Genomic DNA, 25,826 nt, shown 5'->3' with positions numbered 1-25,826 from the left:
CCGAGTCGATCGCCGCCGCGCGCGGCGGGGCGTCCGCGGCCCGGGCGGCGGCGGAGCACGCGCGCGAGGCCGACCGGTTGTGGCGGACGCACCAGTGACCGGCCGCCGGCACCACGGCCACGACCTGCTGCGCTGGGCGCTCCTCGGCATCGCCGTGGTCGTCCTGGTGGTCTTCCTGCTCGCCCAGCGGCAGAGCGTCGACGTCAGCTACGGCCGGTCCCCGGCCGCCACGGCGAAGCTCGAGGAGGGCTCGGCCGGTGAGCTGAGCGACGCGAGCGTGCCCTCGGTGGCCGAGATGACGGCGCTGGTGGCCGCCGATCCCGTGGTGCGGCTCCCCGGCGCGACCGCGCGCTGGAACGAGCAGCGGGTCCGCGAGGCCGCCGGTGACGACGCCGTCCGCATCCTGGTCGCGCCGCCCGGGCTCGACGAGGACGAACGCGACCGGGTGCGGGACGTGGAGAACGCGACCATCCGGGTGATCGGCACCGAGGTCAGCGGCGGCATCTACCAGGCCGTACCCGACACCCTGCCCGGCTGGCGGGCCCAGTTCGCCACCGCCGACGTGACGGGCCTGCTGGTGACGTTGATCGCCGCGCTGCGGGACGCGCCCGACCCGCCCGAGCACGACGAGCTGCGCTGGCGTGCGCCGACCGACCGGGAGCTGGCCGCCGTCGCCGCCGACCTGCGGGCCACGGGCCTGCACCTCGGGGCCGGGGCCACGCTGACCAGCGTCCCCGGCGACGTCGCGCGCAACGCCTTCGGAGACGGCGCCCGCTACGTGGCGCTGCCCGCGCAGCCGTTCGGCGAGCCGGTGCCCCGGTACGGGCCGGCGCTGGCCGAGCTGTTCCCGGGCACGCCGATCGTCGTGATGTACGGCCTCTGGATCGAGTACCACGGCCCGGCGGCGGACGACTTCGCGGAGCTGGCCGGGGCGAGTTTCTACGGCCAGTTCGGCGGCCGGCTGAGCCGCTACGACTACCCCCAGGGCAACGTGCTGACGGCATACCTGAACCGGGTCACCGACCTGCGCTACTCGGGGCTGTTCGACCGCCCGCTGCCGTACCGGCCGATCGACCCGCTGCGGGTGGCGCTGCCCGCCCTGCCGTGGCTCTTCGCGGGCTGCGTGGCGGCGTTCCTGATCCTCTCGGTCCGGTCGCTGCGCCGGCCGGACGGCGTGGGGGTCCGGCGCGGCGACCCGGGGCGGGGTGGCACGCCCGCCCGGTTGGCCGGTCTCACCGCCCTCGCCGTCGAGATGTCCCTGCTCACCGACGCCCGCAGCGATCCGGCGCTGACCCGGGGCGTCGTCAAGCTCCAGGCCGCCCGCGCCGCGCTCGACGAGGGGCTGCCGGACCGCCACGTGCGTACGTTGCTGAACGAGGCGGCCGACGAGCTGGACGACGGCGCGCGGACGCTGGGCATCGCCAGCTACCGCCCGGATCTCTACCTTCGGGGCAGGCTGTCGTGAGACGGTCCGGACGACGATGGCTCGGCGACCTGTTCGGCACGCCCTTCGGCGTCGCCGTGCTGGCCTGTCTGGCGCTGGCCGGCTGGGCGTTGTGGACCGGCGGGGCGCTGGACGGTCCGATCGCCCGCCAGGTCCGCGCCTCGTCCGTGTACGCCGCACCGGGCGTCGACCTGGACCGGGCCGCGGCCGAACGGGTGATCGGCAACCGCAGGCTGGTCGTGCTGCTGCTGGAGCCGGGCGCGGACCTGCGGCGTGGTTGCCGCCAGGTCGAGCGCGCCGCCGACGGAACGGTCGTGCTGGTGATGAGCCGCGATGGGAACGGGTACGACACCTACGGGTGCGCGCTGCTGCCCGGGCGCGACGACGAGAACTTCGGTCGGGCGGCCGTGGCGGAGATGACCGTCGGCCGGGGCGTCGACACCTTCGCCGACCGCCCCCTGGAGGCGCTGAAGGTCGTCACCGTCAACTACGACCTGCTGGTGAAGGCCGGCACCGTTCCGGACGGCGCGCGGACGATCAGCCCGTCGCTGCCCCGCTTCCTGCTCGCGTCCGCGGCGATCGTCGCCGTCGTCGCCGGGGCGACGGTGCTCTACGTCGGTGGCCGCCGCGCGGGCCGGCTCGCGGACGCCCGTCGCCGCCGCCGCGACGAGAACGCCGACGCCCGCAGCGCGCTCGGCGCCGCCGCTGCGGTGCTGGCCCAGCAGATCATCGACCTGGACCAGCGGTACGCCAGGGCGGAGCGCCAGGCCTACGTCAGCGGCGCCGAGGAGGCGTTCGGCAGGAGGTACCTGGCGTTGACGTCGGACTACGCCGCGCTGCTCGACCGCGTCGCGGCGGTGGACGCGGACGACGAGGACGCCGTACGCCGGCTCGTCGACCGCGTCGACGCGCTGAGCCGGCAGGCGTCGGCGATCACCGGGTCGCCGGCCGGGGACGGGGCCCGCCCGAGGGCCGCCCGGAGCGGCAGCGCCCCGCCCTCCGGCGACTGACGACGGGCTCAGGGTGGACCGCACGCTCAGCCCGGCCCCCGCTGACGGTCGGAGGGCGGCCCGTACCCGTCGACCCAGGGCGTCGGTCGCGCCGCCCTGGGTCGCGCGGTGCCCTGGGTGCGACGTGCCGGTCGAGGACCAGGCCGCGAGGACATGCCGGAGTTGGCGATCGTCCGGGTACGCCCCGAGTCGACCAGCGCTCATTGACGGGCTCACCGTCGCGGGCTACACCCAGCGCAGGAACAGAACCGTAGCGAGGATCCCGGCCACCGCGACCACACCCGCCACCAAGGCTGCGCGGGGAGAGCCCCGCCGACGCAGCGCGAGCGCCGCAACGGCGGTGAGCCCCAACGCGACCGTCGCGAACACGCCGAGCCATAAGAGGCCGACAAAGCTCAGCATCCCCTCGATCGTGTCCCGGCCGAGGACCATGAGCCAGCCGCCGTAGACAGCGCCGAGCCAGCTCAACGCCGCAAGGATCGCCGCCAGGGTTGCGACGGAATGGGAGTTGGGGGCAGGACGGCCGCCAGCCGTCGTCCCGCTTGAACTCCCCGCCGGATCGCCCGGCGGATGCCAGGGCCTGGGTTTTCGGGGCGACGTCATCCGCCCGATGGTAGCCGCGGCCTCCTCTCCGTTGATCAGCCAAAGGGGCGGACCGCGCAACATGCATACGTGACAGAGGATCGTGGGCCAGCCCGTCTGTCGGTGGCCGCCGCCGGTCCAATCTGCCGGTGGCCTTGGCAGCAAGGATGCTGCACAGCCAGGTTCAGCAGCGCGCTTCCTCCGGGCCGAGCGACCACTCGATGTGGAACTTGATCTCACCATTGGTGTCGGTTCCGGGCGTGTAGAGCCCGTTGTCGATGGACAGGACCACTCGTTTCCCGTTCGTCACCCGCTCGGCGCACAACAGCTCTTCGCCCTCGGGCACCAGTGCCGTCCCTGGTGCGCGTACGATCCGCCAACGACCTGCCGCCAGCAGGGCGCGGTAGTGGTCGATGACCGGGTTCATCGGGCCCGGAGGCAGTCCGATGTCGACCTGCATGGTCGCCGACGAGGAGCTTCCATCCCCGCACAATTGATTGATGGTGCCGATGGTGGTGCGGGGTGCGAGTGAAGTCAGTACGGGGTCTTGTGCCAACTGGTCGGCCAACCGGAGGTCGCTGTCTGCACACTCGTATCCAGGTGCGTTGCTGGCCCAGGGCTTCGACTTCAGCGCGGCCAGTCCAACACACAGCGCCAGCACGCTGACCAGCACAGCCCCGAGGGCGGCGAAGCGAACAACACCCTTCTGTGGCACTGGCAGAGGGTACCCGCGACCGAGGGATTATGAGCGATCCTCGCGGCGGAGACTGGACCGCCGACGATCAGGCGACGGCTTTGGCCGACGGGTCCGGCGGCGCCCCGGGTCCACTTCGCGCCGATCGCGGCGGGCGAGATCGTGCAGGACTCGGCGGTCTCCGCGCAGGCCCGGTGGGTGCGGCAGCACTACACCACAGGATCGCGGTGCAGAGCACGAACAGGATCCCGCACAGCACCTTGCGGTCATCGAGAGGCTTGCGGCCTGGGAACCGATGCCGCCGGGGTGGACGGGGTGGCAGCAGCGGTGCGATCTCGGCCCAGAGTTCGTCCGAGACGATCCACGGCGGCTGCTCACCCCTCCTCACGTTCAGACAGAACGATCCTCACGTCCCGAGGACACGCCCAACATCATTTCGTTAGGAGTTCTTGCCGCTTGCCGGTGGTGTCACGTCGACACCTGGTAGTAGCAGGCGTTCCTGGCCCACCGCAGCGGGCCGACCCGGGTGCCCCAAGCGCTCCACACGTCGCTGCTGGCAGTGTGCCAGTATCTCGCCTGGTAGCTGCCCGTGGCCGTCCTGAGCTCGGTGTGGTCGAGCCCGTCGTCATACTGGATCTTGTGCTGGGCGCTCATGGCAACCCCGGACGCGGCACTCACGTCCCCGTCGTCGAATGACGAGATCACCGTCCAGTCGGTTCCCACCGCCGATTCCGGACGGGCCGCCAGCCCGCTCATAAAGCTACTGCCGGCCTGCATTTCCTTGCACTGGAGCCAGAGGCTGAAGCTGCACCATCCGGCATGCGTCGCGCCTCCGTGCGGGGTGCCCAGAGTCACGACGTCCTCGATGTAGACGTAGGGCGGATAGCCCGCAGTGCCCTTGGCCACCTCGGTGAGAGCCGAGCGGATCACCAGCCCGCCCATGGAGTGACCGACCACGTCGACCTTCACACCGATCGCCGAGTAGCGGTTGTAGATCTCGTTGGCCAGGGCCCTTCCCACCGTCTTGATCGACGTCGTGGTGGTGTCGCCGTTGTACTTGATGTCGCAGTTCGTGTTGCCGGTGTAGTAGCCGAACGTCGCCAGTTCGCCCGTCCAGCCCGTGTCCGTGAACATGGGCGTCACGGCCGACCAGTAGGCGTCGCAGTCTGCCTTGCCCTCGGGGCTCCAGCCATGGATGAATATGACCGGGTTCGCTTGGCCGTTGGTCCGCGCCGGCGCGGCGAGGGCGGGCGCCTGACCGACGAGTGCGAAGCCCCCGGTGAGCACCAGAGCGGCGAGCAGCGCCAGAATTCGTCTCAATCCATTCGTCCTTGTTCTCGTGAGCCCCTGGGAGCCCGCACCACATGCCGCGTTCCGCGTGAGCAGTGCTCGGCATTCTTCCCCACGAGGGCCTGTCGGTCCATACACGAACGCCTTCAACGCCGGAGTCCGGTCGCCGCCCACCGACACCACCGCCTGCGAGTTGGTCGTCGTCGAGGTCTCCGCGCGCGGGACTTCGCCACGACGGCGGCCTCCCGGGGCGAGTGGCTTGACTCAAATCGAGTGGATCTTCATCGCCGGGGGCCGCCCCTACGCCGCCTCACACGTGGGGCAGCCCGACACCGCGCGGAGAGACTCTCCACGGTGGAGCCGGAGTCCCGCCAGGCGAGCGCCCTCGCCGGACCGCCTCACCTCGCGGCAGCTCGTGCTGCTGGGGGCACTCCGAATGGACCGACGGGGGCGGACCCAGCTCTTGGCGCTGCGGTGGATACGTAACCAGGGGTTGTCCGAGGTGGGGCGGGCGGGACTCGAACCCGCGACCGAGGGATTATGAGTCCCCTGCTCTAACCGGCTGAGCTACCGCCCCAATACCGCGCCGGATCCTAACCCGGCCGGTGGATCACCGGCCAGCACGAAACGGCGCCGTCGCTCATCGGCGTCGTCGACGTAGCAGCACGATGGGCAACGCGAGGATAACAGTGAGCAGCCACCCCACCGCGATGACGCCCCACAGCCAGCCCTCGTCGCTCTCGGCGGTCTCGGTGATGAACATGCCGAGGGTCAGCAGGAAGGTCCCCCCGCCGATCACCAGCGCGGCGAGGCCGCTGACGACCATCAGCGGGATCTCCCACCAGGAGCGCTTCACCGGCTCCCGCCGCTCGGCGCCGCCAGCGGCCCGTGGCTGCGGGATGCGGTCCGGGTCGCGGGCCGGCATGACCACCTGCCGGTCGGCCGGCACCTGGGAGTCGATCACCCTGATCGCGCCGGGGTGCAGGTCGAACATGGTCGGTTCGATGCGCATGGAGATGGCATCGTCGCCGATGAGCTGCCGGGCGCCGTCGGGCCAGGCGAGCATCAGGGCGCATTCGGCGTACCTCACGGTGAGCGGGCCGCCGTAGCCGAGCCAGCTCACCCCGTCCACGCCGACGTGCAGCTCGCCGTCGCCCTCCTTCTCCCGGTAGGCGGTGCCGGCGACCGTGTCGGCCGAGCGGGTGGGCGCCGCGGCGAAGCCGGCCCAGTCGGCCCGGTGCCCCTCGGGCACCATCAGCAGCGCGCCGGCCAGCGCCTCGCGGGCCACCTCGTGCACGTCGTCGGTGCTGACGGCCTTCAGCTCGGCCCGGTGCTCGTCGACCGTGAGGTTGCGCTCCCCGGTGAGCACGTTGAAGGCGTACGACGGCAGCCGCGCCGCGTCCACCTCGGCGGTGCCGAGGAAGTCCTCCCGCTTCGCCACGACGGCGTCGAGGTCGGCCTGTTCGATCCGGCCGACGCGCAGCTTGGCGAGCGTGTCGACGAAACCGCCGAGCACGGCGTCCTGCTTCTCCGGCAGCGCGTCGGCCAGCGCCCGCAGCGTCGCGTGGCCGTCGCCGCGCGGCTCGTAGCCGGCAGTGGTCTGGTAGGAGAGTCCACCGTCCTGGCGCAGCGCCCGGTACAGCTCGCGCTCCAGCACCCCGGCGAAGACGCTCGCGGCGGTCCGGCGCCGCACGACGGCGTCCAGCACCACCGCCCGCGAGCCGCCGACGAAGTACGCGGGGGTCTGCGGCAGCGCCGACGACGCCACCGGCACCGGCTGCCGTACGCCCGCGGGCAGCGCCAGCCGCAGCCCGGCGGGCACGGCCTTCCCGGCGATCCAGAGCACCGCGTTCTCCCGGGTGAACCAGCGGGCCGCCCACTGCCGCAGGTCGTCGGCGGTGAGCGCCGACAGCCCCCACTCCGGGTAGCTGGTGATGCCGAAGTCGCGGGCGCCGTGCCGCCACAGCGGGATGTCGTCGACGGCGACCGCGCCCCGGCTGCTGTGCTCGGTGCGCAGGATCTCCTTCTCCACGTCCAGCCGGCCGGTCGGCAGCTCGGTCAGGTTGGCGCAGACCGAGGTGAGGAAGGTGGCGATGTCCTGCGCGGAGCCCTGCATGTGGAACGTGGTGAACACCGGCGCGGTGGCGCCGTTGACGTGGTAGTCGGCCAGCCCGAGGGGGGCCAGCGCGAGGTGTTCCAGCAGGTGGGTGATGCCGCTGCGGGCGAGCGTCTCGTCGGCGGTGCCGACCCGGAAGGTCAGTCCGGCGCGCATCGGCCCGCCGGTGGGGGCCAGCAGCGTGGGCACCCCGTCCACGTCCAGTTCCTGGATCATGCCTGCCCGCCCTTCGCGTACGCCTTGTCGCGGAACCGCTGGAACTGCTTGGCCGAGTCGCCGGCGATGTAGCCGAACATCGCCTCGTCGCCGAGCGGCCCCATGGCCGCGAACTGCCGCGCCGCCGCCGGGTACTCGTCCAGGAGGCAGAAGGCCATCGCGAAGATGCTGCGCACCCAGACCCAGCCCCAGCCGTTACGGAACTCGGGGTGCCAGACCGACTGCTGCGCCGCCTGGTGGATCTCGCGCTGCACGTGCGAGCTGCGCAGGTGGGCGCTCGCCTTGCCGAGGGTGTCGTGGTCCAGCGCCTCCTCCAGGTGGGCCTCGACCACCAGCACCGCGTTCGGGGCGCCGGGCGGGGCGGCGTCGGCGCACTCCCGGGCGAAGCCGTGTGCCCGCTCCCAGGTTCCGCTCCACTTGGGGCAGAACTGTTGCAGCAGCGACGCCTGGGCCGGCAGGTGGTGGGGGTGGTGCTTGGCGAGCTGGTCGTAGCGGCGGCGGGCCTCGGCCTGGCCGAGCTCGAGGCCCCGCGCGTTGGTGATCCGCTGCGTCCACGCCGCCGCGTCGTCCGGGTGCCGGGCGGTGACGTCGATCAGCACCTGCTCGGCGCGCCGCAGGTGGGCGTGGAACTGGGCGAACTGTTCGCGGCTGACGTGCTGGGCCCGGTAGGACGAACGGATCCGCCAGCCGGCCCGGATCAGGTGCGACCCGAGCAGGGCGCCGGCGAGCGCGTCGTCGGGCCGCTGGGCCAGCACCCCCCGGAGGAACTCCTCGATGCCTTCGGTCTCGCCGGCCTCGCCGACGAGGAAGGTCCGGCCGTGCGGGTCCTGCCCGTCGACGAGCGCGCGCAGGGCCGGCCAGTCGCGCGCCGCGAGGGCCGCGCGCACCTGACCGACCTGGGGGTACGCCGCCGCGGCGTCGAAGTCGGGCGGCGGAAGGGGTGCGGGCATGGCGAGGAGCATAAGTGATCATCAACGGGGCGTTGACCCTCCGTTCAGCCGGTACGCAGCTCCGACAGGACGGCCCCGGCGGCGCGCCAGCCGCTGGCCAGGGCGCCCTGGATGGAGGGGCTGTCGCGGTGGTCCCCGGCCACGAAGAGGCCCTCCCCCAGCGCCACCGGCTTGCGCAACCGCCCCTGCGGCGGGGGCGCGGCGGGCAGCGCGTCGGGAATGGACACGGTGCCGAGGTGGGTCCAGTCCGCCGTGGACCGGCCGTAGAGGCGGGTGAGTTCCGCCCGCACCATCGGCTCGGGCGGGGCCGAGGGGCCGACCACCGAGGTGGCGACCAGGTGCCACCCGGCCGGCGCGTACGTGGGCGCGGCCCGGCTGACCACCACCGTGTTCGCGACGACCTCCCGCCGGTCGCCGTCGACGAGCAGGATCGGCTCGTCCAGCGGCGGCTCCTGGGTGCCGTGGTAGTAGGTGGTGTAGCTGTGCGTGCGTACCGCCGGCAGGCCCGGCAGCAGCGTGGCCGCCGCCGGCGGGTCCACGGCGACCACGACGGCGCGGCAGCGGAGGTCGCCGGCCTGGGTGCGGACCCGGCCGGGCGCCACCTCGGCGACCGGGGTGTCCAGGTCGATCAGCTCCGCCGGGAGCGGGTCGGCGACGGCGCGGGGCAGCGCGGCCATCCCCTCGGCGGGCAGGCCGATCCGGCCCCGGGCGAAGGAGCGCAGCACCATCGCCAGCACGTGGCTGGAGGTCTCCAGTTCCCGGTCGACGAGGACCCCGGACAGGAACGGCCGCAGCAGTTCCTCGATGATCGCGTCGGAGAGGCCGGCGCGGCGCAGCGCGGTCTCGGTGGTGGTCTCCGGGGCGGCGAGCAGCCGTCCCTTCGGCAGGGTGGCGCAGCCCGTGACCAGCGCGGCGAAGCGCAGCCGGTCGAGCAGCGAACCGACGCCGGCCAGCGCGGTGCCGGGCGCGCCGGTGGGTTCGCGCAACGGGTTCACCAGGCGCGTCAGCCGCTCGCCCCTGCGCACCAGCACGCCGGAGGTGAAGTGTCCAAGGCGCAACCGGTCGACGTCGAGCAGGGCGCCCACCCGGGGGTACGCGGTGTTGAGCACCTGGAAGCCCCGGTCCAGCAGGTAGCCGTCGACCGTGTCGGTGGCGACCCGGCCGCCGAGCCGGCCGCCGGCCTCCAGCAGCCGCCACGGCACGCCCGCGCGGTGCAGCCGCCGGGCCGCGGCCAGCCCGGCCAGGCCGCCGCCGACCACGACCACGTCGGTCTCAGCGAGCATCGCGCGCCTCCCGCTCTCCGTTCGTCCGGGACAGCCGGCCCGGCCACCAGATCTTCGGCCCGATGTCGTACGACAGCGCGGGCACCAGCAGCGAGCGGACGACGACGGTGTCGAGCAGCACCCCGACCGCGACCGCGACGCCCAGCTCGACCAGCACCACCAGCGGCAGCACGGCCAGCGCGGAGAAGGTCGCGGCGAGCACGATCCCGGCGGAGGTGATCACGCCGCCGGTGACGGCGAGCCCGGTCAGCACGCCGGCCCGGGTGCCCCGCCTGACGGACTCCTCGCGGACGCGGCTCATCAGGAAGATGTTGTAGTCGATGCCGAGGGCGACCAGGAAGACGAAGGCGAAGAGCGGGAACGAGGTGTCCACGCCGGGGAAGTCGAGGACGTGCCGGAAGATCAACGCGCAGAGGCCGAGCGTGGCGGCGAAGCTCAGCAGCACGGTCGCGATCAGCAGGAGCGGTGCGAGGAGCGCCCGCAGCAGCAGGGCCAGGATGATCGCGATCACCACCAGCACGACGGGGATGATCACGTTCCGGTCCCGCGTCGAGGCGTCGGACGTGTCCACGTTGATCGCGGTGAACCCGCCGACCACCGCCTCGGAGCCGGGTACGCCGTGCACCGCCGCCCGCAGCGCGCGGACGGCCCGCTCGGCGCCGTCGCTGTCCGGCGGGTCGGCGAGCGTCGCCTCCAGCTGCGCCGTGTCGTCGATGACGGTGGGGGGCGCGTTCGGGTCGGGCGGGCCGGTCCGGTCGGCGGTGACGGGTCGGACCGCGACGATCCCCGGCACGCCCTGGGCCACCCGGGCGACCTGCTGGGCGGTCTCCCGCGTGGTGAAGATGGTGGCCGGGCTGCCGGTGCCGGCCGGGTAGTGCCGGGCGATCACCTCCTGCCCAGCGACCGAGTCGGTCCGCTCGGTGAACAGGTCGGACTGGCCGAGCGTGGTCGCGCCGAGCTGCGTCAGGCCGAACGCGAGCCCGGCCATCGCGAGGGTGGTGAGCAGCCAGACGGGTCGCGCCCGCCGGGCCACGAAGCCCGCGATCCGGCTCCAGACGCCGTGCTCCGCCCGGGGGTCGGCCCGGTCGTACGGGGGACGGCGCGGCCAGAACGCCCACCGCCCGCCCAGCACCAGCAGGGCGGGCAGGAAGGTCAGCATCACCAGCAGGGTGGCGCCGATGCCGATGGCGGCGACCGGCCCGAGCGCCCGGTTGGAGTTCAGGCTGGACAGCAGCAGGCAGAGCAGGCTCACCATGACGGTGCCGCCGGAGGCGACGATCGCCGGCGCGGCCCCCTTCCAGGCGGTCCGCATGGCGTCCGACGGGCGCTCGTGCCGGTGCAGCTCCTCCCGGTAGCGGGCGACCAGCAGCAGCGCGTAGTCGGTGCCGGCGCCGAAGACGAGCACGGTGAGGATGCCCTGCGCCTGCCCGTTGAGCTTGATCACGTCGGCGTCGGCGAGCAGGTACACGAAGACCGCGGCCAGTGCGAAGGACATCCCGGCGGCGAGCAGCGGGAAGATCCACAGGACCGGGCTGCGGTAGACGACGAGGAGGATGACCAGCACCACGCAGAGGGTGACGACCAGCAGGGTGCCGTCGATGGCGGAGAAGACCTCGACCAGGTCGGCGAGCAGGCCGGCGGGACCGGCCACGGCCACGCTCAGCCCGTCGCGGTCGCCGCCGGCGATGGCGCGCAGTTCCTCGACGACGGTGCCGATCCGTTCGCCGTCGGCGTCGTCGATCGGCACGACGACCTGAAGGGCCTGCCCGTCCTCGCTGGGGATCGGCGGCGGCAGCGGGCCGACCACGCCGGGCACCCGGGCGAACCGGGCGGCCTCGGCGGCCACCCGTCGCGTGTCGGCGTCGGTGATGCCGGCGGCACGTTCGTAGACCACCAGGGCGGGGGTGGTCTGCCGCTCGACGAACCGGGCGGACAGCTCCTGCGCCCGGGTGGCCTCGGCCTCGGCGGGCAGGAAGGAGGCGTTGTCGTTGGTGGCGACCTCGCTGAGCCTGCCGGAGAACGGCCCGGCGACCGCCCCGACGACCAGCCACGCCACCACGACCGCCACGGCGACGAGCGTGATCCTGCCGTGGCCACCTCTTCCGGGCATCCGCCCCACCCCATGGATCGACGTGCCAATCGACGCAGCGGGAGTACCAGTCGACAGCGACCATCCTGCCGGCCGAGCGGGCCCGGGGTGGGGGAAACGGGTCGTCCGGGCCAGCCGGGCACGGTCATCGATGGTCCGGCTCACCGGGCACGTTCACCGGCACGACGGGAACGGGCGGCCGACGAGCACGCGACACCGGCGGTAGGAACGGTGAACGCCCGCCGGCGTAGCCGACGGGCGTCTGGTGTGGAAGCTCCCCCGTTTGGACTCGAACCAAAAACCTGCCGGTTAACAGCCGGCTGCTCTGCCAATTGAGCTACGGGGGACCGTTGTGTCGTCCGGCGCCGATCTCGCTGCGCCGTGCGACGGAGACAAGAGTACAGGATTCCCGGGGGTGTTGGTCCAGGGGGTTACCCCCGGGACCGGTGCCCGCGCCACACGACAATAAACCCAGACAAATCGTCATCACGGCACAAGGAGGCATGAGCGGAGAGCAGTATGGGTAGTTAGCTGCGGACAGAGATGGCAGGCGCGATTTGGTCGCCTCCGGCGGGGTAACCGCCGGACGACGGCGCGTCAGGTACGGAAGGAGCCGCCATGCGCGGAAAGATGATGTTCCTTGGCGGGCTGGCTGCGGGATTCGTCCTGGGCGCCCGTGCCGGTCGGGAAAAGTACGAGGAGCTGGTGATCCGGGGCCGCAAGGTGCTCGACCACCCGACCGTCCAGGAGGCGGCCGGTGTCGCGCAGGCCCAGGCGACCCGCCTCTACAGCGAGGGCAAGGACAAGCTCGGCCAGTCGAAGCTGGGCGAGAAGCTGAGCAGCAACGGCCAGAAGCAGGAGCTGACCGCCGCCGACGACGCGTTCGCCGGCACGCCGGCCACGGTCGGCGCGAAGAGCGCCACCGGGTCGTCGAGCTCGACCTCGACCCCCGGGTCGACGTCGGCCACCGCCACGCCCCGTAGCAAGCCGTCCAGCTCGGGCACCAACGGCAGCACCCTCTGATCGCACCTTCGAGCGGGCCGGTCGCCTTCGGACGACCGGCCCGCTAGTGTGCGTGCCCCGACGCCGGCCGACTCGGGGGCGCCCCGGGTCGGTCAGTCCTTGCTGGTGAACGCGGCGTCGAAGGCCGCGGCCGGGGCGTCGAAGGCGAGCCGGCGGACGAACTGCAACGCCTCCGGGGCGCCGACGAGGCGGTCCATCCCGGCGTCCTCCCACTCGATCGAGATCGGGCCGGCGTAGCCGATCGCGTTCAGCGCCCGGAAGCAGTCCTCCCAGGGCACGTCGCCGTGGCCCGTGGAGACGAAGTCCCAGCCGCGCCGCATGTCCGCCCACGGCAGGTGCGAGGCGAGCCGGCCCCGCCGCCCGTCCCCGGTGCGCACCTTCGCGTCCTTGCAGTCGACGTGGTAGATGCGGTCGGCGAAGTCGAAGATGAAGTTCACCGGGTCCAGCTCCTGCCAGACGAAGTGCGACGGGTCCCAGTTCAGCCCGAACGCGGGCCGGTGCCCGACCGCCTCCAGCGCCCGCTTCGTCGTCCAGTAGTCGTACGCGATCTCGCTCGGGTGCACCTCGTGGGCGAAGCGCACCCCCGTCTCGTCGAAGACGTCGAGGATCGGGTTCCACCGGTCGGCGAAGTCCTGGTAGCCGCGCTCGATCATCGACGGCGGCACCGGCGGGAACATCGCCAGCGTGTGCCAGATCGACGAGCCGGTGAAGCCGACGACGGTGTCCACCCCCAGCTTCGCCGCCGCCCGGGCGGTGTCCTTGATCTCCTCGGCGGCGCGGCGGCGTACCCCCTCGGGTTCGCCGTCGCCCCAGATCCGGGCGGGCAGGATGCCCTGGTGCCGCTCGTCGATCGGGTGGTCGCAGACGGCCTGGCCGACCAGGTGGTTGGAGATCGCGAAGACGTCCAGGTTGTGCTTCGCCAGGGTTTCCCGCTTCCGCTCGACGTACGAGTCGTCCGCGAGCGCCTTGTCGACCTCGAAGTGGTCGCCCCAGCAGGCGATCTCCAGCCCGTCGTAGCCCCACTCGGCGGCGAGCCGGCAGACCTCGTCGAACGGAAGGTCGGCCCACTGGCCGGTGAAGAGCGTGATGGGTCGCGCCATGGTGCTTCTCCCCTTGTGGTGATGGGGATTCCGTGGGTGCGGGACCGGGGCGAGGGTGACCGGCCAGGGCCGGTGCGCGACGGGCCACTGGCGTAGCACCGGTGGGTGCGCGAGCGCACCTGAACCGGCCGGGTTGCGCCTCCCGCCGGTCACCGGCGACCGCCACGGTCGCCGCCCCCACTCTAGAACCGCCGCGCCCCCACGAAAACCCCCGCCCCTCCCCCGCGACCTCGCACTGCCCGCCTGGGGTACCGGACCGCCGGGCACGGACTGCGAGATCGCGGGGAGGTCGCCGGGTCGGCGCCGCCCACCGGGCCGGGGAGGTCCGGCCCGGGCTCCGACGGCGTGGGTGGCGGCCCGACGGTCGCCACCCACGCCAACGGTCGGGGTGGGAGGGGAAGGGTCAGGGCAGGGTCCACTTCTGGTTGGCGCCGGTGTGGCAGGTCCACAGGTGCACGGCCTGACCGTCGGCCGGGTTGTTGCCCGACACGTCCAGGCACTTGCCCGACTGCGGGTTCTTCAGCGTCCCGTCCGCCTGGGCCGACCAGTTCTGCGCGCCCGTGCCGTTGCACGTCCACAGCTGGATCTTCGTCCCGTCGGCCGAGGCGCCGCCCGAGACGTCCAGGCACTTGCCCAACGCCTTCACCGTCGAGTTCGGCGTCACCGTCCACGTCTGCGCCGCGGTGCCGTTGCAGGTCTGGATCTGGATCTGGGTGCCGTCGGCCGTGGCCGCGTTGCGCACGTCCAGGCACTTGCCGCCCAGGCCCCGGATCGGGCCGACGCCACCGCTGCCGCCGGGCCTGACCAGGGTGAAGTCGTCCACGTCGAAGAGGCCCGTGCCCGACCCGGTGAAGGTCAGGTAGAGGTCCCGGGTGCCGGACGGCACGCCCGACAGGGTGGTCGTGACGTCGGCGAAGGTGGTCCAGCTGCCCGTGTTCGGCACGGCGACCGAGCCGAGCACGGTGCCGGTGGTGGATCCGATGCGCACCTGGAGGGTGCCGCCCGGCCCGCCGGAGACGACCCGCGCCCGCAGCGACGTCGCCCCGGTCAGGTCGACCCCGGCGTACGCGGCCCAGTCGCCCGGGTCGATGTGCCCGAGGGTCTGGCCGCCGTTGGCGCCGGCCTTGGCGAACGGGGCGACCCCGCCGGCCGAGCTGAACGCCTCCGCCTGGACGGTGGTGTTCCCGCCCGGCGGGTTGACGCCGAGTTCCTTGATCCGGATGTTGCGGAACGAGGCGTCGTCGCCGGTGCCGTGGTTCTGGAGCCCCACGTGGCCGGCGAGCGAGCGGGCCGGGTCGGTGTTGGTGAAGTCGTTGATCTTCACCCCGTTCAGGAAGACCTGGAGGCGCTCGCCCTCGACGAGCAGTTCGTAGGTGTTCCACTCTCCCGGCCGGTTCAGCGCCGCGTCCCGGGCGGCGATGTCGGCGGACTTGAAGGTGTAGACCGCGCCGGTCGTGCGGTCGGCCGCGTCGGTGGCGTCGATCTGGACCTCGTAGCCGTTGTTGACCGCCGACCAGGGGTCGCTGGAGGCCGGGAAACCGATGAAGACGCCGGAGTTGTCGTCGCCGGCGAGCCGCCAGTCCAGCTTGAGCGAGTAGTTGGTGAACTGCTTCGCGCTGTACCAGTACAGGCCCATGCCGCCGACCGAGGTGAGGGTGGCGTCGGCGTTGGTGAAGCTGCCCGGCCCGGCCTGGGACCAGCCGGTGGTCGCGCCGTCGTAGAGCGTGGTGTAGCCGGTCTCGGGCCGGCAGTCGGCCTTGGCCCGGCCGGCCGCGTACCGGATGCCGCCGAGCAGGTGGGCGCGGAACGCCGGCTCGGCGTACGACGCCTGGGTGTGCCCGCCGCCCGTGTAGAAGGCCCGGCCCCCGCTGTAGGTCTTGCACCAGGAGTGCGGGTGGTCGGCGCCCATCGAGCCGCCCGTGTAGGAGGACTCGTCGAGGGTGGCCAGCACCCGGGCGGTGGAGCGGGCGTTGGTCTGGTAGTTGTACCACTCGTCGGTGCGGGTCCAGGTCTGCGGCAGGTGCGCGGTGGCCGCGTGCGCCCGGTGCTCCACCTTCACGTTCGCCTGCTGGATGTGCGGGTGCGAGGCGAAGTACGCCCCGACCAGGTTGCCGTAGAAGGACCAGCCGTACTCGGTGTCGGCGGCGGCGTGCACGCCCACGAAGCCGCCGCCGGAGCCGATGTACGACTCGAAGGCGCCCTGCTGGGCGGCGTCGAGCACGTCCCCGGTGGTGTTGAGGAAGACCACCGCCTCGAAGCGGGACAGGTTGGCGGTGGTGAACTGGGCGGCGTCCTCGGTGGCGGTGACGGTGAAGTTGTTGGCCGCGCCGAGGTCGCGGATCGCCTGGGTGCCGACCGCGATGGAGTCGTGTCGGAAGCCGGCGGTCTTCGAGAAGACCAGCACGTCGTACGGGGCGTCGGCGGCGCTGGCCGGGGTGGCCGGGGTGGTGCAGGCGAGGACGGCGAGGACGGCGGTGGCCGCGCCGAGGAGGGGTCGGAGGAGTCTGCGCATGTCGCTCTCCAATGCCGGGGCTGTCGAGGGCCTGCCGGGGCGGGGAGGGGCGCGGCGGCCCCCCTCCCCGCCTCAGGTCAGGGCAGGGTCCACTTCTGGTTGGCGCCGGTGTGGCAGGTCCACAGGTGCACGGCCTGACCGTCGGCCGGGTTGTTGCCCGACACGTCCAGGCACTTGCCCGACTGCGGGTTCTTCAGCGTCCCGTCCGCCTGGGCCGACCAGTTCTGCGCGCCCGTGCCGTTGCACGTCCACAGCTGGATCTTCGTCCCGTCGGCCGAGGCGCCCCCGGAGATGTCCAGGCACTTGCCCAACGCCTTCACCGTCGAGTTCGGCGTCACCGTCCACGTCTGCGCCGCGGTGCCGTTGCAGCCGTAGATCTGGATCTGGGTGCCGTCGGCCGTGGCCGCGTTGCGCACGTCCAGGCACTTGCCGCCGAGCCCGACCACCGGCCCGGTGCGGACCGCCGCGCCGGTGGTGAAGGCGAACGTGTCCACGTCGTAGAGCGCGCCGGTGCCCGTGCCGGCGAAGGTCAGGTAGAGCGTGCCGGTGCTGGTCGGCGCCCCGGAGATGCTGCCGCTGACCGTGGTGAACGTGTCCCAGGCGCCGGTGACCGGGACGGTCGCGGAGCCGAGCACGGTGCCGGTGGGCGAGCCGGCCCGCACCTGGAGGGTGCCGCCGGAGCCGGCCGAGGAGACCCGGGCGCTGAACGAGGTCGCGTTGTCGATCCGGTACGGCTCGAACGCGATCCAGTCGCCGTTGTTGATGTCTCCGACGGTCTTGCCGCCCTCGGCGGTGGCCTTGTCGAAGGTCCCCACGCCGGAGGAGGTCTTGAAGTGCTCCGCCTGGCGCTTGCGCGGCTGGAGGGTGTGCTGCTTGTGCGTGGTCAGCCCGCCGGCGTCGGTGTACTCGGCGTCGAAGATGGCGAAGATGTTCGCCGCGTCGTCGTGTTCGCCGTCGACGGGGATGGTGATGGAGCCCGAGCAGCCGTTCTTCGAGGTGATCTGGTGGCCGTGGCTGTCGTGGCCCAGCACGTACGTCATCTTGACCTTGGTGCAGTCGATGGCGGCGTCCTCCGGGTCGGTCACGGTGATGCTGAACGGCACGGTGTCGCCGTAGCTGAACAGCTGGCCGTTGGCCGGGCTGTTGATGGTGACCGTGGGCGCGGTGTTGCCGACGCCGATCTGCACGTTCGCCGTGCCGGTGGCGCCCTGGGGGTCGCGGACGGTCAGCGTGACCTGGTAGGTGCCGTTGGCGGTGTACGTCTTGCTGGGGTTGGCCGCCGTCGAGCTGGTGCCGTCGCCGAAGGCCCAGGAGTACGTCAGCGCGCCGCCCTCCGGGTCGGTCGAGCCGGCCGAGGAGAAGTTCACGGTCAGCGGGGCCGCGCCGGAGGTCTTGTCGGCCGCGGCGACGGCGGTCGGCGCCCGGTTGCCGCCGGCGATGTAGTCGTAGCGGTAGAGCGCCGAGTTGGCGTCGCCGTTGAAGTAGCCGGTGCCGTAGTCGAGGATGTAGAGCGCGCCCTCGGGCCCGAACGCCATGTCCATGATCTGCTTGCCGTTCCACGGGAACGTGTCGATGGTTCCCGGGCTGCCGTCGGCGTTGAGGTGGATCGGCTTGACCCAGCCCCGGCCGAGTTCGCCGGCGAAGAACTGCCCGTCGAAGGACTGCGGGAACTTGGTGGTGGAGTTCAGCGCGGCGTCGTACCGGTAGACGGGGCCGGCCATCGGCGACTCGGAGCCGCCGCCGAACTCCGGCGGGGTGCCGGCGTCGCCGGCGTACCGGATCCAGGCCGGCTTCGCCCCGGGCAGGGTGGGCAGGCCGGTGTTGCGGAACGAGTTGTTGGTCGGCCCACCGGCGCAGTTGAACTTCGCCCCGGCGGTCCCGGCTGCGAAGTCCCACTCGGCGTACGTCTCGGTGGCGGTGTTGGTGCCGGTGCAGTACGGCCAGCCGTAGTTGCCGGGCCCGGTGACCCGGTTGAACTCGACCTGGCCGCTCGGGCCCCGGGCGCTGGTGGTGCCGGCGTCGGGGCCGTAGTCGCCGACGTAGACGATGCCGGTGGTCCGGTCCACGCTCATCCGGAACGGGTTGCGGAAGCCCATCGCGTAGATCTCGGGGCGGGTCCTCGGGTCCGAGTCGACGAACATGTTGCCCGCCGGGATCGAGTACGTGCCGTTGGCGTTCACCTTGATCCGCAGGATCTTGCCGCGCAGGTCGTTGGTGTTGGCCGCGCTGCGCTGCGCGTCGTACGCGGGGTTGCGGTTGGTGCGCTCGTCGATCGGCGCGTACCCGGCCGAGTCGAACGGGTTGGTGTCGTCGCCGGTGGAGAGGTAGAGGTTGCCGGCGGCGTCGAAGTCGATGTCGCCGCCGACGTGGCAGCACATGCCCCGGTCGGCGGGCACGTCGAGGATGTCGACCTTGCTGCCGGTGTTGATCGTGAAGTCGGCGTTGAGGGTGAACCGGGAGAGCCGGTTGACGCCCTGCCAGGCCGAGAAGTCGCTGCCGGTCGCCGGCGCGTCGCCGGCCGGGGTGGCCAGCGGCGGCGCGTAGTAGAGGTAGATGTGCCGGTTGGTGGCGAAGTTCGGGTCGGCCCCGACGCCCTGCAGCCCCTCCTCGTCGTGGGTGTAGACCGGCAGCGTGCCGATCACGGAGGTGGTGCCGGCGGAGTCCGTACGCCGGACGGTGCCGTTGCGGGCGGTGTGCAGGACCGACCGGTCCGGCAGCACCGCGATCGTCATGGGCTCGCCGACCTCGGCGACGCCCTTGGCGAGGGTGACCTGCTGGAAGTCGGTGCCGACGATGGGGTGGGCCTGGGCCGGGGTGGGGCCGCCCAGCGCGGCCGGGCCGGCGCCGAGGGCGACCGTGCCGGCCGTGGCGACCAGCAGCAGCGCCGAGCCGGCGCAGAGTCGCCGGCGGAGCCGGTGGATGGGGGCGTCCTGGGTGGACATAGGTGTGCCGTCCCTTCCTGACGAGTGACTGCCAGGGCGGGCGCGCGCCGTCGCGCCGGATGCCGTAGCGGGGATGCGGTCGGCCCGCCGGGTGCCGTGCCCGGCCGGCCGTGGCCTGCGAGGGATGGAGCGGGCCCATCGCTCGGAGGTCACCAGTCGATGGGTTCCCGCGCCGCCGGTTCACCTCGACGAAACACATTCGTGATGGCCCGACATTAAATGACGCACATCGATGTGTCCATACCTTCCGCCGATTCGGCACTAACTTTCGTCGATCCTGCCGAAAGTCGCCGCCGGGACGGGATGGCGACTCAGCATGGACGGTCGACGGCCTGGGCGGCGAGGGCGGCCAACGCGGCGCGGGCCTCGGCGGTCACGGGGGCGGACTCCAGGGCCGACAGGGCGGCGTCGGCGCGCACCCGGATCATCCCCTCGATACGCTCGCGGGCCCCGGTGCCCTCGATGATCTTCCGCAGCTCGGCCGCGCCGTCGCCGTCCAGCGCCGGGTTGCCGAACAGCTCCCGCAGCCGCGCGGCCTGCGCCCGGTCGGCGGCGCCGCGGGTCAGCGCCATCATCACCGTCGGCTTGCCCTCCCGCAGGTCGTCCAGGATCGACTTGCCGGTGACCGTCGGGTCGCCGAAGACCCCCAGCACGTCGTCGCGCAGCTGGAACGCGTCGCCCAGCGGGTCGCCGAACTCGGCCAGCGCGGCGATGAGCTCCGGTCCGGCCCCGGCCAGCGTCGCCCCGATCTGCAACGGCCGGGTGACGGTGTAGCGGGCCGCCTTCATCCGGACCACGGTCAGCGCGCTCGCCACCGACCCGTCGCCCACCCCGGAGACCAGGTCCAGGTACTCCCCCGCGATCACCTCGGTGCGCATCAGCGCGTAGACCGCGTACCCCCGGTGCACCCGCCCCGGGTCCAGGCCGCACTCGTGGAACATCTGGTCGGACCAGGCGGCGCAGAGGTCGCCGCAGAGCAGCGCGGTGTTGCGCCCGTACGCCTCGGGGTCGCCGCGCCAGGACGAGCGGGCGTGCAGGTCGGCGAAGAGCCGGTGCACCGACGGCCCGCCCCGGCGGCGGTCGCTGCCGTCCAGGATGTCGTCGTGGATCAGCGCGAACGCGTGGAACAGCTCCAGCGCGGCGGCGGCCGCCACGATCGGGGCGTCGTCGGCGCCGCCCGCGCCCCGCCACCCCCAGTAGCAGAAGAGCGGGCGCAGCCGCTTGCCGCCGGCCAGCACGAACCGGTGCAGCGCGGTGAAGACGCCCCGGGGCGCGCCGTCCGGCCAGTCGCGGCCCTGCCGGTCGAGGAACGTGGCGAGCGCGGCGTCGAACCGGGCCCGCAGCCCGCTCGTGTCGGTCGGGGCGACGGTGGCGGTCACGACCCCTCCCCGGGCCGCCCGGTCGACGCGGCCGATGCGGCCGACGGCGGTGGCGCGGCCCGGCGCGGCGGCGGGGGCGCGGCGGGGGCCGCCGGCGGCGCCAGCCCCGCCAGCTCCAGCAGCAGGGCCTTCACCTCGGTCGCCGCGACCCGCTCCCGGGCGGCGGACGGGTCGGAGCAGAGCAGCACCGGCCCGTCGGCCGGAGCGGCGGGGAGCCGGCCGTGCGACCCGCGCACCGCCCGGGCGCCGGCGTCCAGCCCCACCACGCCCATCAGGTAGCGCAGCCCGAGCTTCTTGCGGGCCAGCGCCACGGCGGCCCGCCGCTTCGCCGCGCCCGGGGCGGCCGGGTCGAGGAACAGCTCGGCGGGGTCGTAACCCGGCTTCCGGTGGATCTCCACCAGCCGGGCGAAGTCGGGCGCGCGGGCGTCGTCGAGCCAGTAGTAGTAGGTGAACCAGGCGTCCGGCTCGGCGACGAGGACCAGCTCGCCGGCGCGCGGATGGTCCAGCCCGTGCGCGGCCCGGCCGTCGGCGTCGAGCACCTCGGCCACCCCCGGCAGCGCGGCGCAGAGCGTCGCCACCGCCGGCACGTCGGCCGGGTCGCGGACGTAGACGTGCGCCACCTGGTGGTCGGCCACCGCGAAGGCCCGCGAGGTCCACGGGTCCAGGTACTCCATCCCGGCCTGGGTGTGCACCCGCAGCAGCCCCTCGGCACGCAGCAGCCGGTTGACGTCGACCGGGCGGGAGACGTCGGTGATGCCGTACTCGGAGAGCACCACCACGGTGGCGTCCCGGGCGCGGGCGGCGTCCAGCAGCGGCCCGAGCACCCCGTCCAGCTCGGCCGCCGCCGCGGCGGCCCGGGGCGACGAGGGGCCGAAGCGTTGCAGGTCGTAGTCGAGGTGGGGGACGTAGACCAGGGTCAGGTCCGGGGACTCGTCGGCGAGGATCCGCTCGGCGGCCCGGCAGATCCACGTCGACGAGGCCAGCCCGGCGCCCGGCCCCCAGTAGCTGAACAGCGGGAACGTGCCGAGCCGGTCGGTGAGGGCGTCGTGCAGCTCCGGCGGGTCGGTGTAGCAGTCCGGCTCCTTGCGCCCGTCCGCCCGGTACACGGGGCGGGGGGTGACCGTCCAGTCCACGTCGGCGCCCATCGCGTACCACCAGCAGACGTTGGCGACCGTCCAGCCCGGCTCGACCCGGCGGGCCGCCTGCCACAGCTTCTCCCCGCCGACCAGGGCGTGGTGCTGCCGCCAGAGCAGCACCTCCCCGAGGTCCCGGAAGTACCACCCGTTGCCGACGATCCCGTGCCCGGCCGGGAGCTCCCCGGTGAGGAACGTCGACTGCACCGGGCAGGTCAGCGCGGGCAGCACCGTGCCCAGCTCGGCGCGGAAGCCGGCGTCGGCGACCGCGCGCAGCCGGGGCATGTGCGCCAGCAGGCGGGGGGTCAGGCCCACCACGTCCAGCACCACCAGCCGGCGGCTCATGCCGGCACCCGCCGGCCCGCCGGCGTCAGGCCCAGGGCCACCAGCTCCGCGCGGGCGAAGGCCAGCTCCGCGGCGATGCCGACGGCCAGCTCCGCGGCGGTGCGCGGGCGCCGCGGGGCCGGCAGCACCCCCCAGGTGTACGTCTCGACGTCGAGGTGGTCGCAGCCCGCCTCGGGGCCGGCGTAGAGCGCGGCCAGCGCGGCGCGCAGCACCGGCAGCGTCGAGCCGAGCGGCGGCTCGGGCGGGGCGTGCAGCGGCACGTGGTAGTGCACCCGCCACGGCCCGGGCAGCCGCGCGTGCAGGGCGGCGTCCAGGTCGTCGGCGGCGTGGGCGGGGTCGGCCGGGTTCGCCGCGCCCGCGCAGCCGGCGGCGCGGGTCTGGTGCAGGAAGCGCGGCTCCACCCAGCGGCGCAGCTCCGGCGTCGCCCCGGCGGGCGCCTCGATGGCGGCCGACACCTGCACCTTCACCACTGGCAGGCCGGCCGCGCGCAGCCGGCGCAGCGCGTCGGCCGGCTCCTCCCAGGCGCAGGCGAGGTGGGCGAGGTCCAGGCAGACGCCGAGGCGGTCGGTGTCCAGGCCGGACAGGGCCGCGACGGCCTGGCCGGTGCTCTCCACCACGCAGCCCGGCTCCGGCTCGAAGCCGACCCGCACCGGCCGGCCGGTCTCCCGCTCGACGTCGGCGAGACCGGCCGCGAGCTGGTCGAGCCGGCGGCGGGCGGCGTCCGCGCGGGCGGCGTCCCAGGGCCGCCGCCAGGCCAGCGGCAGGGTGGAGACCGAGCCCCGGGCCGCGTCGTCGGGCAGCAGGTCGGCGAGCACCCGGGCCAGGTCCAGGGTGTACGCGAGCCGCCCGGGCGTGGTCCAGTCCGGCTGGTAGACGTCCCCCTTGACCACGTGCGCCTGGAAGGCCGCGTACGGGAAGCCGTTGAGGGTGACCACCTCCAGCCCCCGGGCGGTCAGCTCGACGCGCAGCCGGCGACGGGCGGCCGGGTCGGCGGCCAGCTCGGCGGCGACCGGGGCGGCCAGCCACAGGCCGAGGCCGAGCAGGTCGGCGCCGAGCGCCTCGCGGACGGGCACGGCGTGGGTGTCCAACTGGCGGAGGATGCCGGCGAGGTCCTCGGCGGGGTGCACGTTGGTGCAGTAGCCGAGGTGGACGGTGTCGCCGCCGGCGTGCCGCAGCCGCATCAGCTGCCGCCGCGCAGGATCGAGTTGCCGGCCCAGGTGCCGCTCGCCGCGTCGACGGCCGCGTCCAGGTCCGTCAGGTCGAGCCGCCCGGACTGGCCGTAGAACTCGACCGGGTTGCGCCACAGCACCCGGTCCACGTCGTCGTCGGTGAAGCCGGCCAGCAGCATCGCCTCCCCGGTGGCCCGGGTGAGCAGCGGGTCCGAGCGGCCCCAGTCGGCCGCCGAGTTGACCAGCACCCGCTCGGTCCCGTACGCCCGCAGCAGCTCCACCATCCGGGGCGGGGACATCTTGGTGTCGGGATAGATGGAGAAGCCCAGCCAGCAGCCGGTGTCCCGGACCAGCCCCACGGTCACCTCGTTGAGGTGGTCGAGCACCACCCGGCCCGGCTCGACGCCGGACTCGGCGACCATGGCGAGGCTGCGCGCGACGCCGCGGGCCTTGTCCCGGTGCGGGGTGTGCACCAGGGCCGGCAGGTCGTGGGCCACGGCCAGGGCGAGCTGGGCGGCGAACGCCTCGTCCTCCTCCGGGGTCATCGAGTCGTAGCCGATCTCGCCGACCGCCACCACGCCGTCCTTGTCGAGGTAGCGCGGCAGCAGGTCGAGCACCGGGCGGCAGCGCGGGTCGTTGGCCTCCTTCGGGTTCAGCGCCACCGTGGCGTGGTGGCGGATCCCGAACTGCCCGGCCCGGAACGGCTCCCAGCCGATCAGCGAGTCGAAGTAGTCGGCGAAGGAGGCGGCGCTGGTGCGGGGCTGGCCGAGCCAGAACGCCGGCTCCACCACCGCGCGGACGCCGGCGGCGGCCATCCGCTCGTAGTCGTCGGTGGTCCGCGAGGTCATGTGGATGTGCGGGTCGAAGATGCGCATCACGCCTCCTGGTTCGCGCGCAGCCGGGTGAGCAGGTCGATCGCGTCCGCCGGCATGGCGCGCCCGGCGGCCTGCCGCTCGGCGGCCAGCCCCGCGAGCATCGCGGCGAGTTCGCCGTCGGCGCGGGCGTCGAGGTCGTGCACCACGGCCAGCGGCACGCCCGTGAACACGCACTTGAGCACCGCCTGCCGCCAGGCGGCCGCATCGAGGTGCCGGGCGTACGGGCCGAGGGCGGCAGCCAGCAGCCGGGTGTCGTTGGTGCGGATCGCGTCGTGCAGCAGCGGCGCCCCGGCCGCGCCGATCGGCAGCAGCGGCAGGGCCTTGAGCACGGCCCGCTTCTCGGCGGCGTCGCCCTGCCGGTAGCGGGACTCGGCGTGGGTGGCGTGGTCGGTCCGCAGCGCGGTCAGCAGCAGGGCCCGGGCCGCCTCGTCGGCGCTCCAGCCGGGGGCCCCGGCCAGCGGCGCCCGGCCGCAGCGCCGCCCGGCGGCCGGGAAGAACCGGTCGATCGCCGCCGGTTCGGCCGCCACCCGCCGCAGCGCCGCGTCGAGCCAGTCGGGATCGGGTACGCCCCGCAGCGCGGCCCGCGGTGAATCCGGTGTCATCCCCGTCTCCTCTCTCGTGCTGCCGCCGTGCCCGTCACCGTTCCCGTCGCGCCGCTTCCCTGGTGGCGGCGCGCAGGAAGTCGAGCGAGCGGGCCGCGACGGCGGGGGCGGCGTGCGAGTGCCGGGGCAGCTCCACGGCGACCAGGCCCCGGTAGTCGACGTCGCCCAGGGCGCGCAGCACGGGCGGGAAGTCGATCTCGCCGGCGCCGAACTCCAGGTGCTCGTGCACGCCCCGACGCATGTCGTCGATCTGCACGTTGACCAGGTACGCGCCCACCTCGCGCACGCAGTCGGGGACCGGGCGCGGCTCCAGGCAACGACAGTGTCCGATGTCGAGGGTGATGCCGAAGCGGGCCGGGTCGCCGAGCGCGCCGCGCAGCCGACGCCAGCCGGCGATGTCCTCGACCAGCATGCCGGGCTCCGGCTCGAAGCCGAGGGTCGTCCCGGCCGTCTCGGCGGCGTCGAGCACCGTCGCGCAGCCGGCGACCAGCCGGTCCCAGGCGGTCGCGGGCGGCACCGTCTCGGGGCGTACGCCGGACCAGAGGGAGACGGCCTCCGCGCCCAGGTCGGCGCCGATCCGCACGGCCCGGCGCAGGAACTCGATCCGCCGCGTCGGGTCGTCGTGCAGCAGCGTCGGCGCGTGCTTGTGCCACGGGTCGAGCAGGTAGCGGGCGCCGGTCTCGACGACCACGGCGAGGTCGAGCGCCGCGAGCCGGCGGGCCACGGCGGCCACCCGCCGGGCCAGCCCGGGCGCGAACGGGTCGAGGTGGTCGTGGTCCAGGGTGAGCGCGACGCCCTGGTAGCCCAGGTCGGCGAGGACGGCGAGCGCGTCGGCCAGCCGGTGGTTGGCGAACCCGTTGGTCCCGTAGCCGAACCGCGGCCCGTCGCCACCCCCGCCAACGGCACCGGATCCGGCCGGCGCGGGCGCGGACCCGCCCGGGGTGGCCGCCGGGATCCGGTGGGCCGGTGCGGGGGGTGGCCCGGGCACGCATCTGCGGGCCCAGTCCGGCCTGATCGCCAAGCGGCTCGGACTCGGCAGCGCGGCGACGGCCCCTGGCGACCCGGTTTCCGT

Annotated in this window: 20 protein-coding genes, 2 tRNA genes and 1 pseudogene; 4 read left to right on the top strand and 19 right to left on the bottom strand. The window is 73.6% G+C overall.

Features of this window, described 5'->3' with window-relative positions:
- Window positions 1-8 precede the first annotated feature (8 nt).
- The 3 genes from AB0G13_RS26465 to AB0G13_RS26455 are packed head-to-tail and all read left to right on the top strand — an operon-like array spanning window position 9 to window position 2,454.
- Window positions 9-98 (top strand): DUF6403 family protein, encoded by a 90-nt coding sequence (locus AB0G13_RS26465; protein WP_357879520.1) that lies wholly within the window; start codon window positions 9-11, stop codon window positions 96-98.
- Window positions 95-1,465 carry a hypothetical protein gene (locus AB0G13_RS26460; protein ID WP_357879514.1) on the top strand — a complete coding sequence of 457 codons (1,371 nt, stop codon included), beginning with the start codon at window positions 95-97 and terminating at the stop codon, window positions 1,463-1,465. The genes AB0G13_RS26465 and AB0G13_RS26460 overlap by 4 nt, the downstream gene beginning before the upstream one ends.
- Entirely contained in the window at window positions 1,462-2,454 is a 993-nt protein-coding gene (locus tag AB0G13_RS26455) for a hypothetical protein (RefSeq protein ID WP_357879511.1), read from the top strand. Before AB0G13_RS26460 ends, AB0G13_RS26455 begins: the two co-directional genes overlap by 4 nt.
- Before the next feature lie 225 nt (window positions 2,455-2,679).
- Here AB0G13_RS26455 and AB0G13_RS26450 read toward each other — a convergent pair whose 3' ends face one another.
- The 10 genes and pseudogenes from AB0G13_RS26450 to AB0G13_RS26405 all read right to left on the bottom strand — a co-directional run bounded on the left by AB0G13_RS26450 (window position 2,680) and on the right by AB0G13_RS26405 (window position 12,021).
- A complete protein-coding gene (locus tag AB0G13_RS26450; protein WP_357879508.1) occupies window positions 2,680-3,057 on the bottom strand; it encodes a hypothetical protein in 378 nt (125 codons plus the stop codon).
- Between the two features lie 163 nt (window positions 3,058-3,220).
- Window positions 3,221-3,751, bottom strand: a complete 531-nt coding sequence (locus tag AB0G13_RS26445) for a hypothetical protein (RefSeq protein ID WP_357879505.1) — start codon at window positions 3,749-3,751, stop codon at window positions 3,221-3,223.
- 193 nt (window positions 3,752-3,944) lie between these two features.
- A pseudogene (locus tag AB0G13_RS26440) lies at window positions 3,945-4,091 on the bottom strand (transposase); the annotation flags it as partial.
- Between the two features lie 107 nt (window positions 4,092-4,198).
- Entirely contained in the window at window positions 4,199-5,050 is an 852-nt protein-coding gene (locus AB0G13_RS26435) for a hypothetical protein (protein WP_357879502.1), read from the bottom strand.
- A gap of 473 nt (window positions 5,051-5,523) precedes the next feature.
- Window positions 5,524-5,597 (bottom strand) — tRNA-Ile (locus tag AB0G13_RS26430).
- A 63-nt stretch (window positions 5,598-5,660) separates the two neighbouring features.
- Window positions 5,661-7,352, bottom strand: a complete 1,692-nt coding sequence (locus AB0G13_RS26425; protein WP_357879499.1) for an insulinase family protein — start codon at window positions 7,350-7,352, stop codon at window positions 5,661-5,663.
- Window positions 7,349-8,302, bottom strand: a complete 954-nt coding sequence (locus AB0G13_RS26420; protein ID WP_357879497.1) for a hypothetical protein — start codon at window positions 8,300-8,302, stop codon at window positions 7,349-7,351. The genes AB0G13_RS26425 and AB0G13_RS26420 overlap by 4 nt, the downstream gene beginning before the upstream one ends.
- Window positions 8,303-8,346: 44 nt before the next feature.
- Window positions 8,347-9,585, bottom strand: a complete 1,239-nt coding sequence (locus tag AB0G13_RS26415) for an NAD(P)/FAD-dependent oxidoreductase (protein ID WP_357879494.1) — start codon at window positions 9,583-9,585, stop codon at window positions 8,347-8,349.
- Window positions 9,575-11,695, bottom strand: coding sequence for an MMPL family transporter (locus AB0G13_RS26410; RefSeq protein ID WP_357879492.1), 2,121 nt, complete (start codon window positions 11,693-11,695; stop codon window positions 9,575-9,577). Before AB0G13_RS26410 ends, AB0G13_RS26415 begins: the two co-directional genes overlap by 11 nt.
- Window positions 11,696-11,948: 253 nt before the next feature.
- Window positions 11,949-12,021, bottom strand: a tRNA-Asn gene (locus AB0G13_RS26405).
- A 271-nt stretch (window positions 12,022-12,292) separates the two neighbouring features.
- On the opposite strand from AB0G13_RS26405, the gene AB0G13_RS26400 reads away from it, so the two are divergent.
- Window positions 12,293-12,697, top strand: coding sequence for a hypothetical protein (locus AB0G13_RS26400; RefSeq protein ID WP_357879490.1), 405 nt, complete (start codon window positions 12,293-12,295; stop codon window positions 12,695-12,697).
- Between the two features lie 92 nt (window positions 12,698-12,789).
- On the opposite strand, the gene AB0G13_RS26395 is transcribed toward AB0G13_RS26400, so the two are convergent.
- The 9 genes from AB0G13_RS26395 to AB0G13_RS26355 form a co-directional block, all read right to left on the bottom strand.
- Complete coding sequence (locus AB0G13_RS26395) at window positions 12,790-13,797, bottom strand: sugar phosphate isomerase/epimerase family protein (RefSeq protein ID WP_357879487.1); 1,008 nt, start codon at window positions 13,795-13,797, stop codon at window positions 12,790-12,792.
- Window positions 13,798-14,200: 403 nt separating this feature from the next.
- Entirely contained in the window at window positions 14,201-16,309 is a 2,109-nt protein-coding gene (locus tag AB0G13_RS26390) for a ThuA domain-containing protein (RefSeq protein ID WP_357879484.1), read from the bottom strand.
- A 77-nt stretch (window positions 16,310-16,386) separates the two neighbouring features.
- Window positions 16,387-19,251, bottom strand: coding sequence for a PQQ-dependent sugar dehydrogenase (locus AB0G13_RS26385; RefSeq protein ID WP_357879481.1), 2,865 nt, complete (start codon window positions 19,249-19,251; stop codon window positions 16,387-16,389).
- A 311-nt stretch (window positions 19,252-19,562) separates the two neighbouring features.
- Complete coding sequence (locus AB0G13_RS26380) at window positions 19,563-20,630, bottom strand: polyprenyl synthetase family protein (RefSeq protein WP_357879477.1); 1,068 nt, start codon at window positions 20,628-20,630, stop codon at window positions 19,563-19,565.
- A complete protein-coding gene (locus tag AB0G13_RS26375; RefSeq protein WP_357879474.1) occupies window positions 20,627-22,108 on the bottom strand; it encodes a nucleotide pyrophosphatase/phosphodiesterase family protein in 1,482 nt (493 codons plus the stop codon). The genes AB0G13_RS26380 and AB0G13_RS26375 overlap by 4 nt, the downstream gene beginning before the upstream one ends.
- A complete protein-coding gene (gene eboE, locus AB0G13_RS26370; RefSeq protein WP_357879471.1) occupies window positions 22,105-23,289 on the bottom strand; it encodes a metabolite traffic protein EboE in 1,185 nt (394 codons plus the stop codon). The genes AB0G13_RS26375 and eboE overlap by 4 nt, the downstream gene beginning before the upstream one ends.
- A complete protein-coding gene (locus tag AB0G13_RS26365) occupies window positions 23,289-24,152 on the bottom strand; it encodes a TatD family hydrolase (protein ID WP_357879468.1) in 864 nt (287 codons plus the stop codon). Before AB0G13_RS26365 ends, eboE begins: the two co-directional genes overlap by 1 nt.
- Window positions 24,152-24,754, bottom strand: a complete 603-nt coding sequence (locus tag AB0G13_RS26360) for an EboA domain-containing protein (protein WP_357879465.1) — start codon at window positions 24,752-24,754, stop codon at window positions 24,152-24,154. Before AB0G13_RS26360 ends, AB0G13_RS26365 begins: the two co-directional genes overlap by 1 nt.
- Window positions 24,755-24,788: 34 nt before the next feature.
- The gene (locus tag AB0G13_RS26355; protein WP_357879517.1) at window positions 24,789-25,592 is read right to left on the bottom strand and encodes a sugar phosphate isomerase/epimerase family protein; all 804 of its coding nucleotides are present in this window, start codon (window positions 25,590-25,592) and stop codon (window positions 24,789-24,791) included.
- Window positions 25,593-25,826: the final 234 nt, after the last annotated feature.

The sequence above is a fragment of the Micromonospora sp. NPDC023633 genome, assembly GCF_040640035.1.
In the GTDB taxonomy this organism is placed as follows: Bacteria; Actinomycetota; Actinomycetes; order Mycobacteriales; family Micromonosporaceae; genus Micromonospora.
This window is presented reverse-complemented; position numbering and strand designations above follow the sequence as displayed.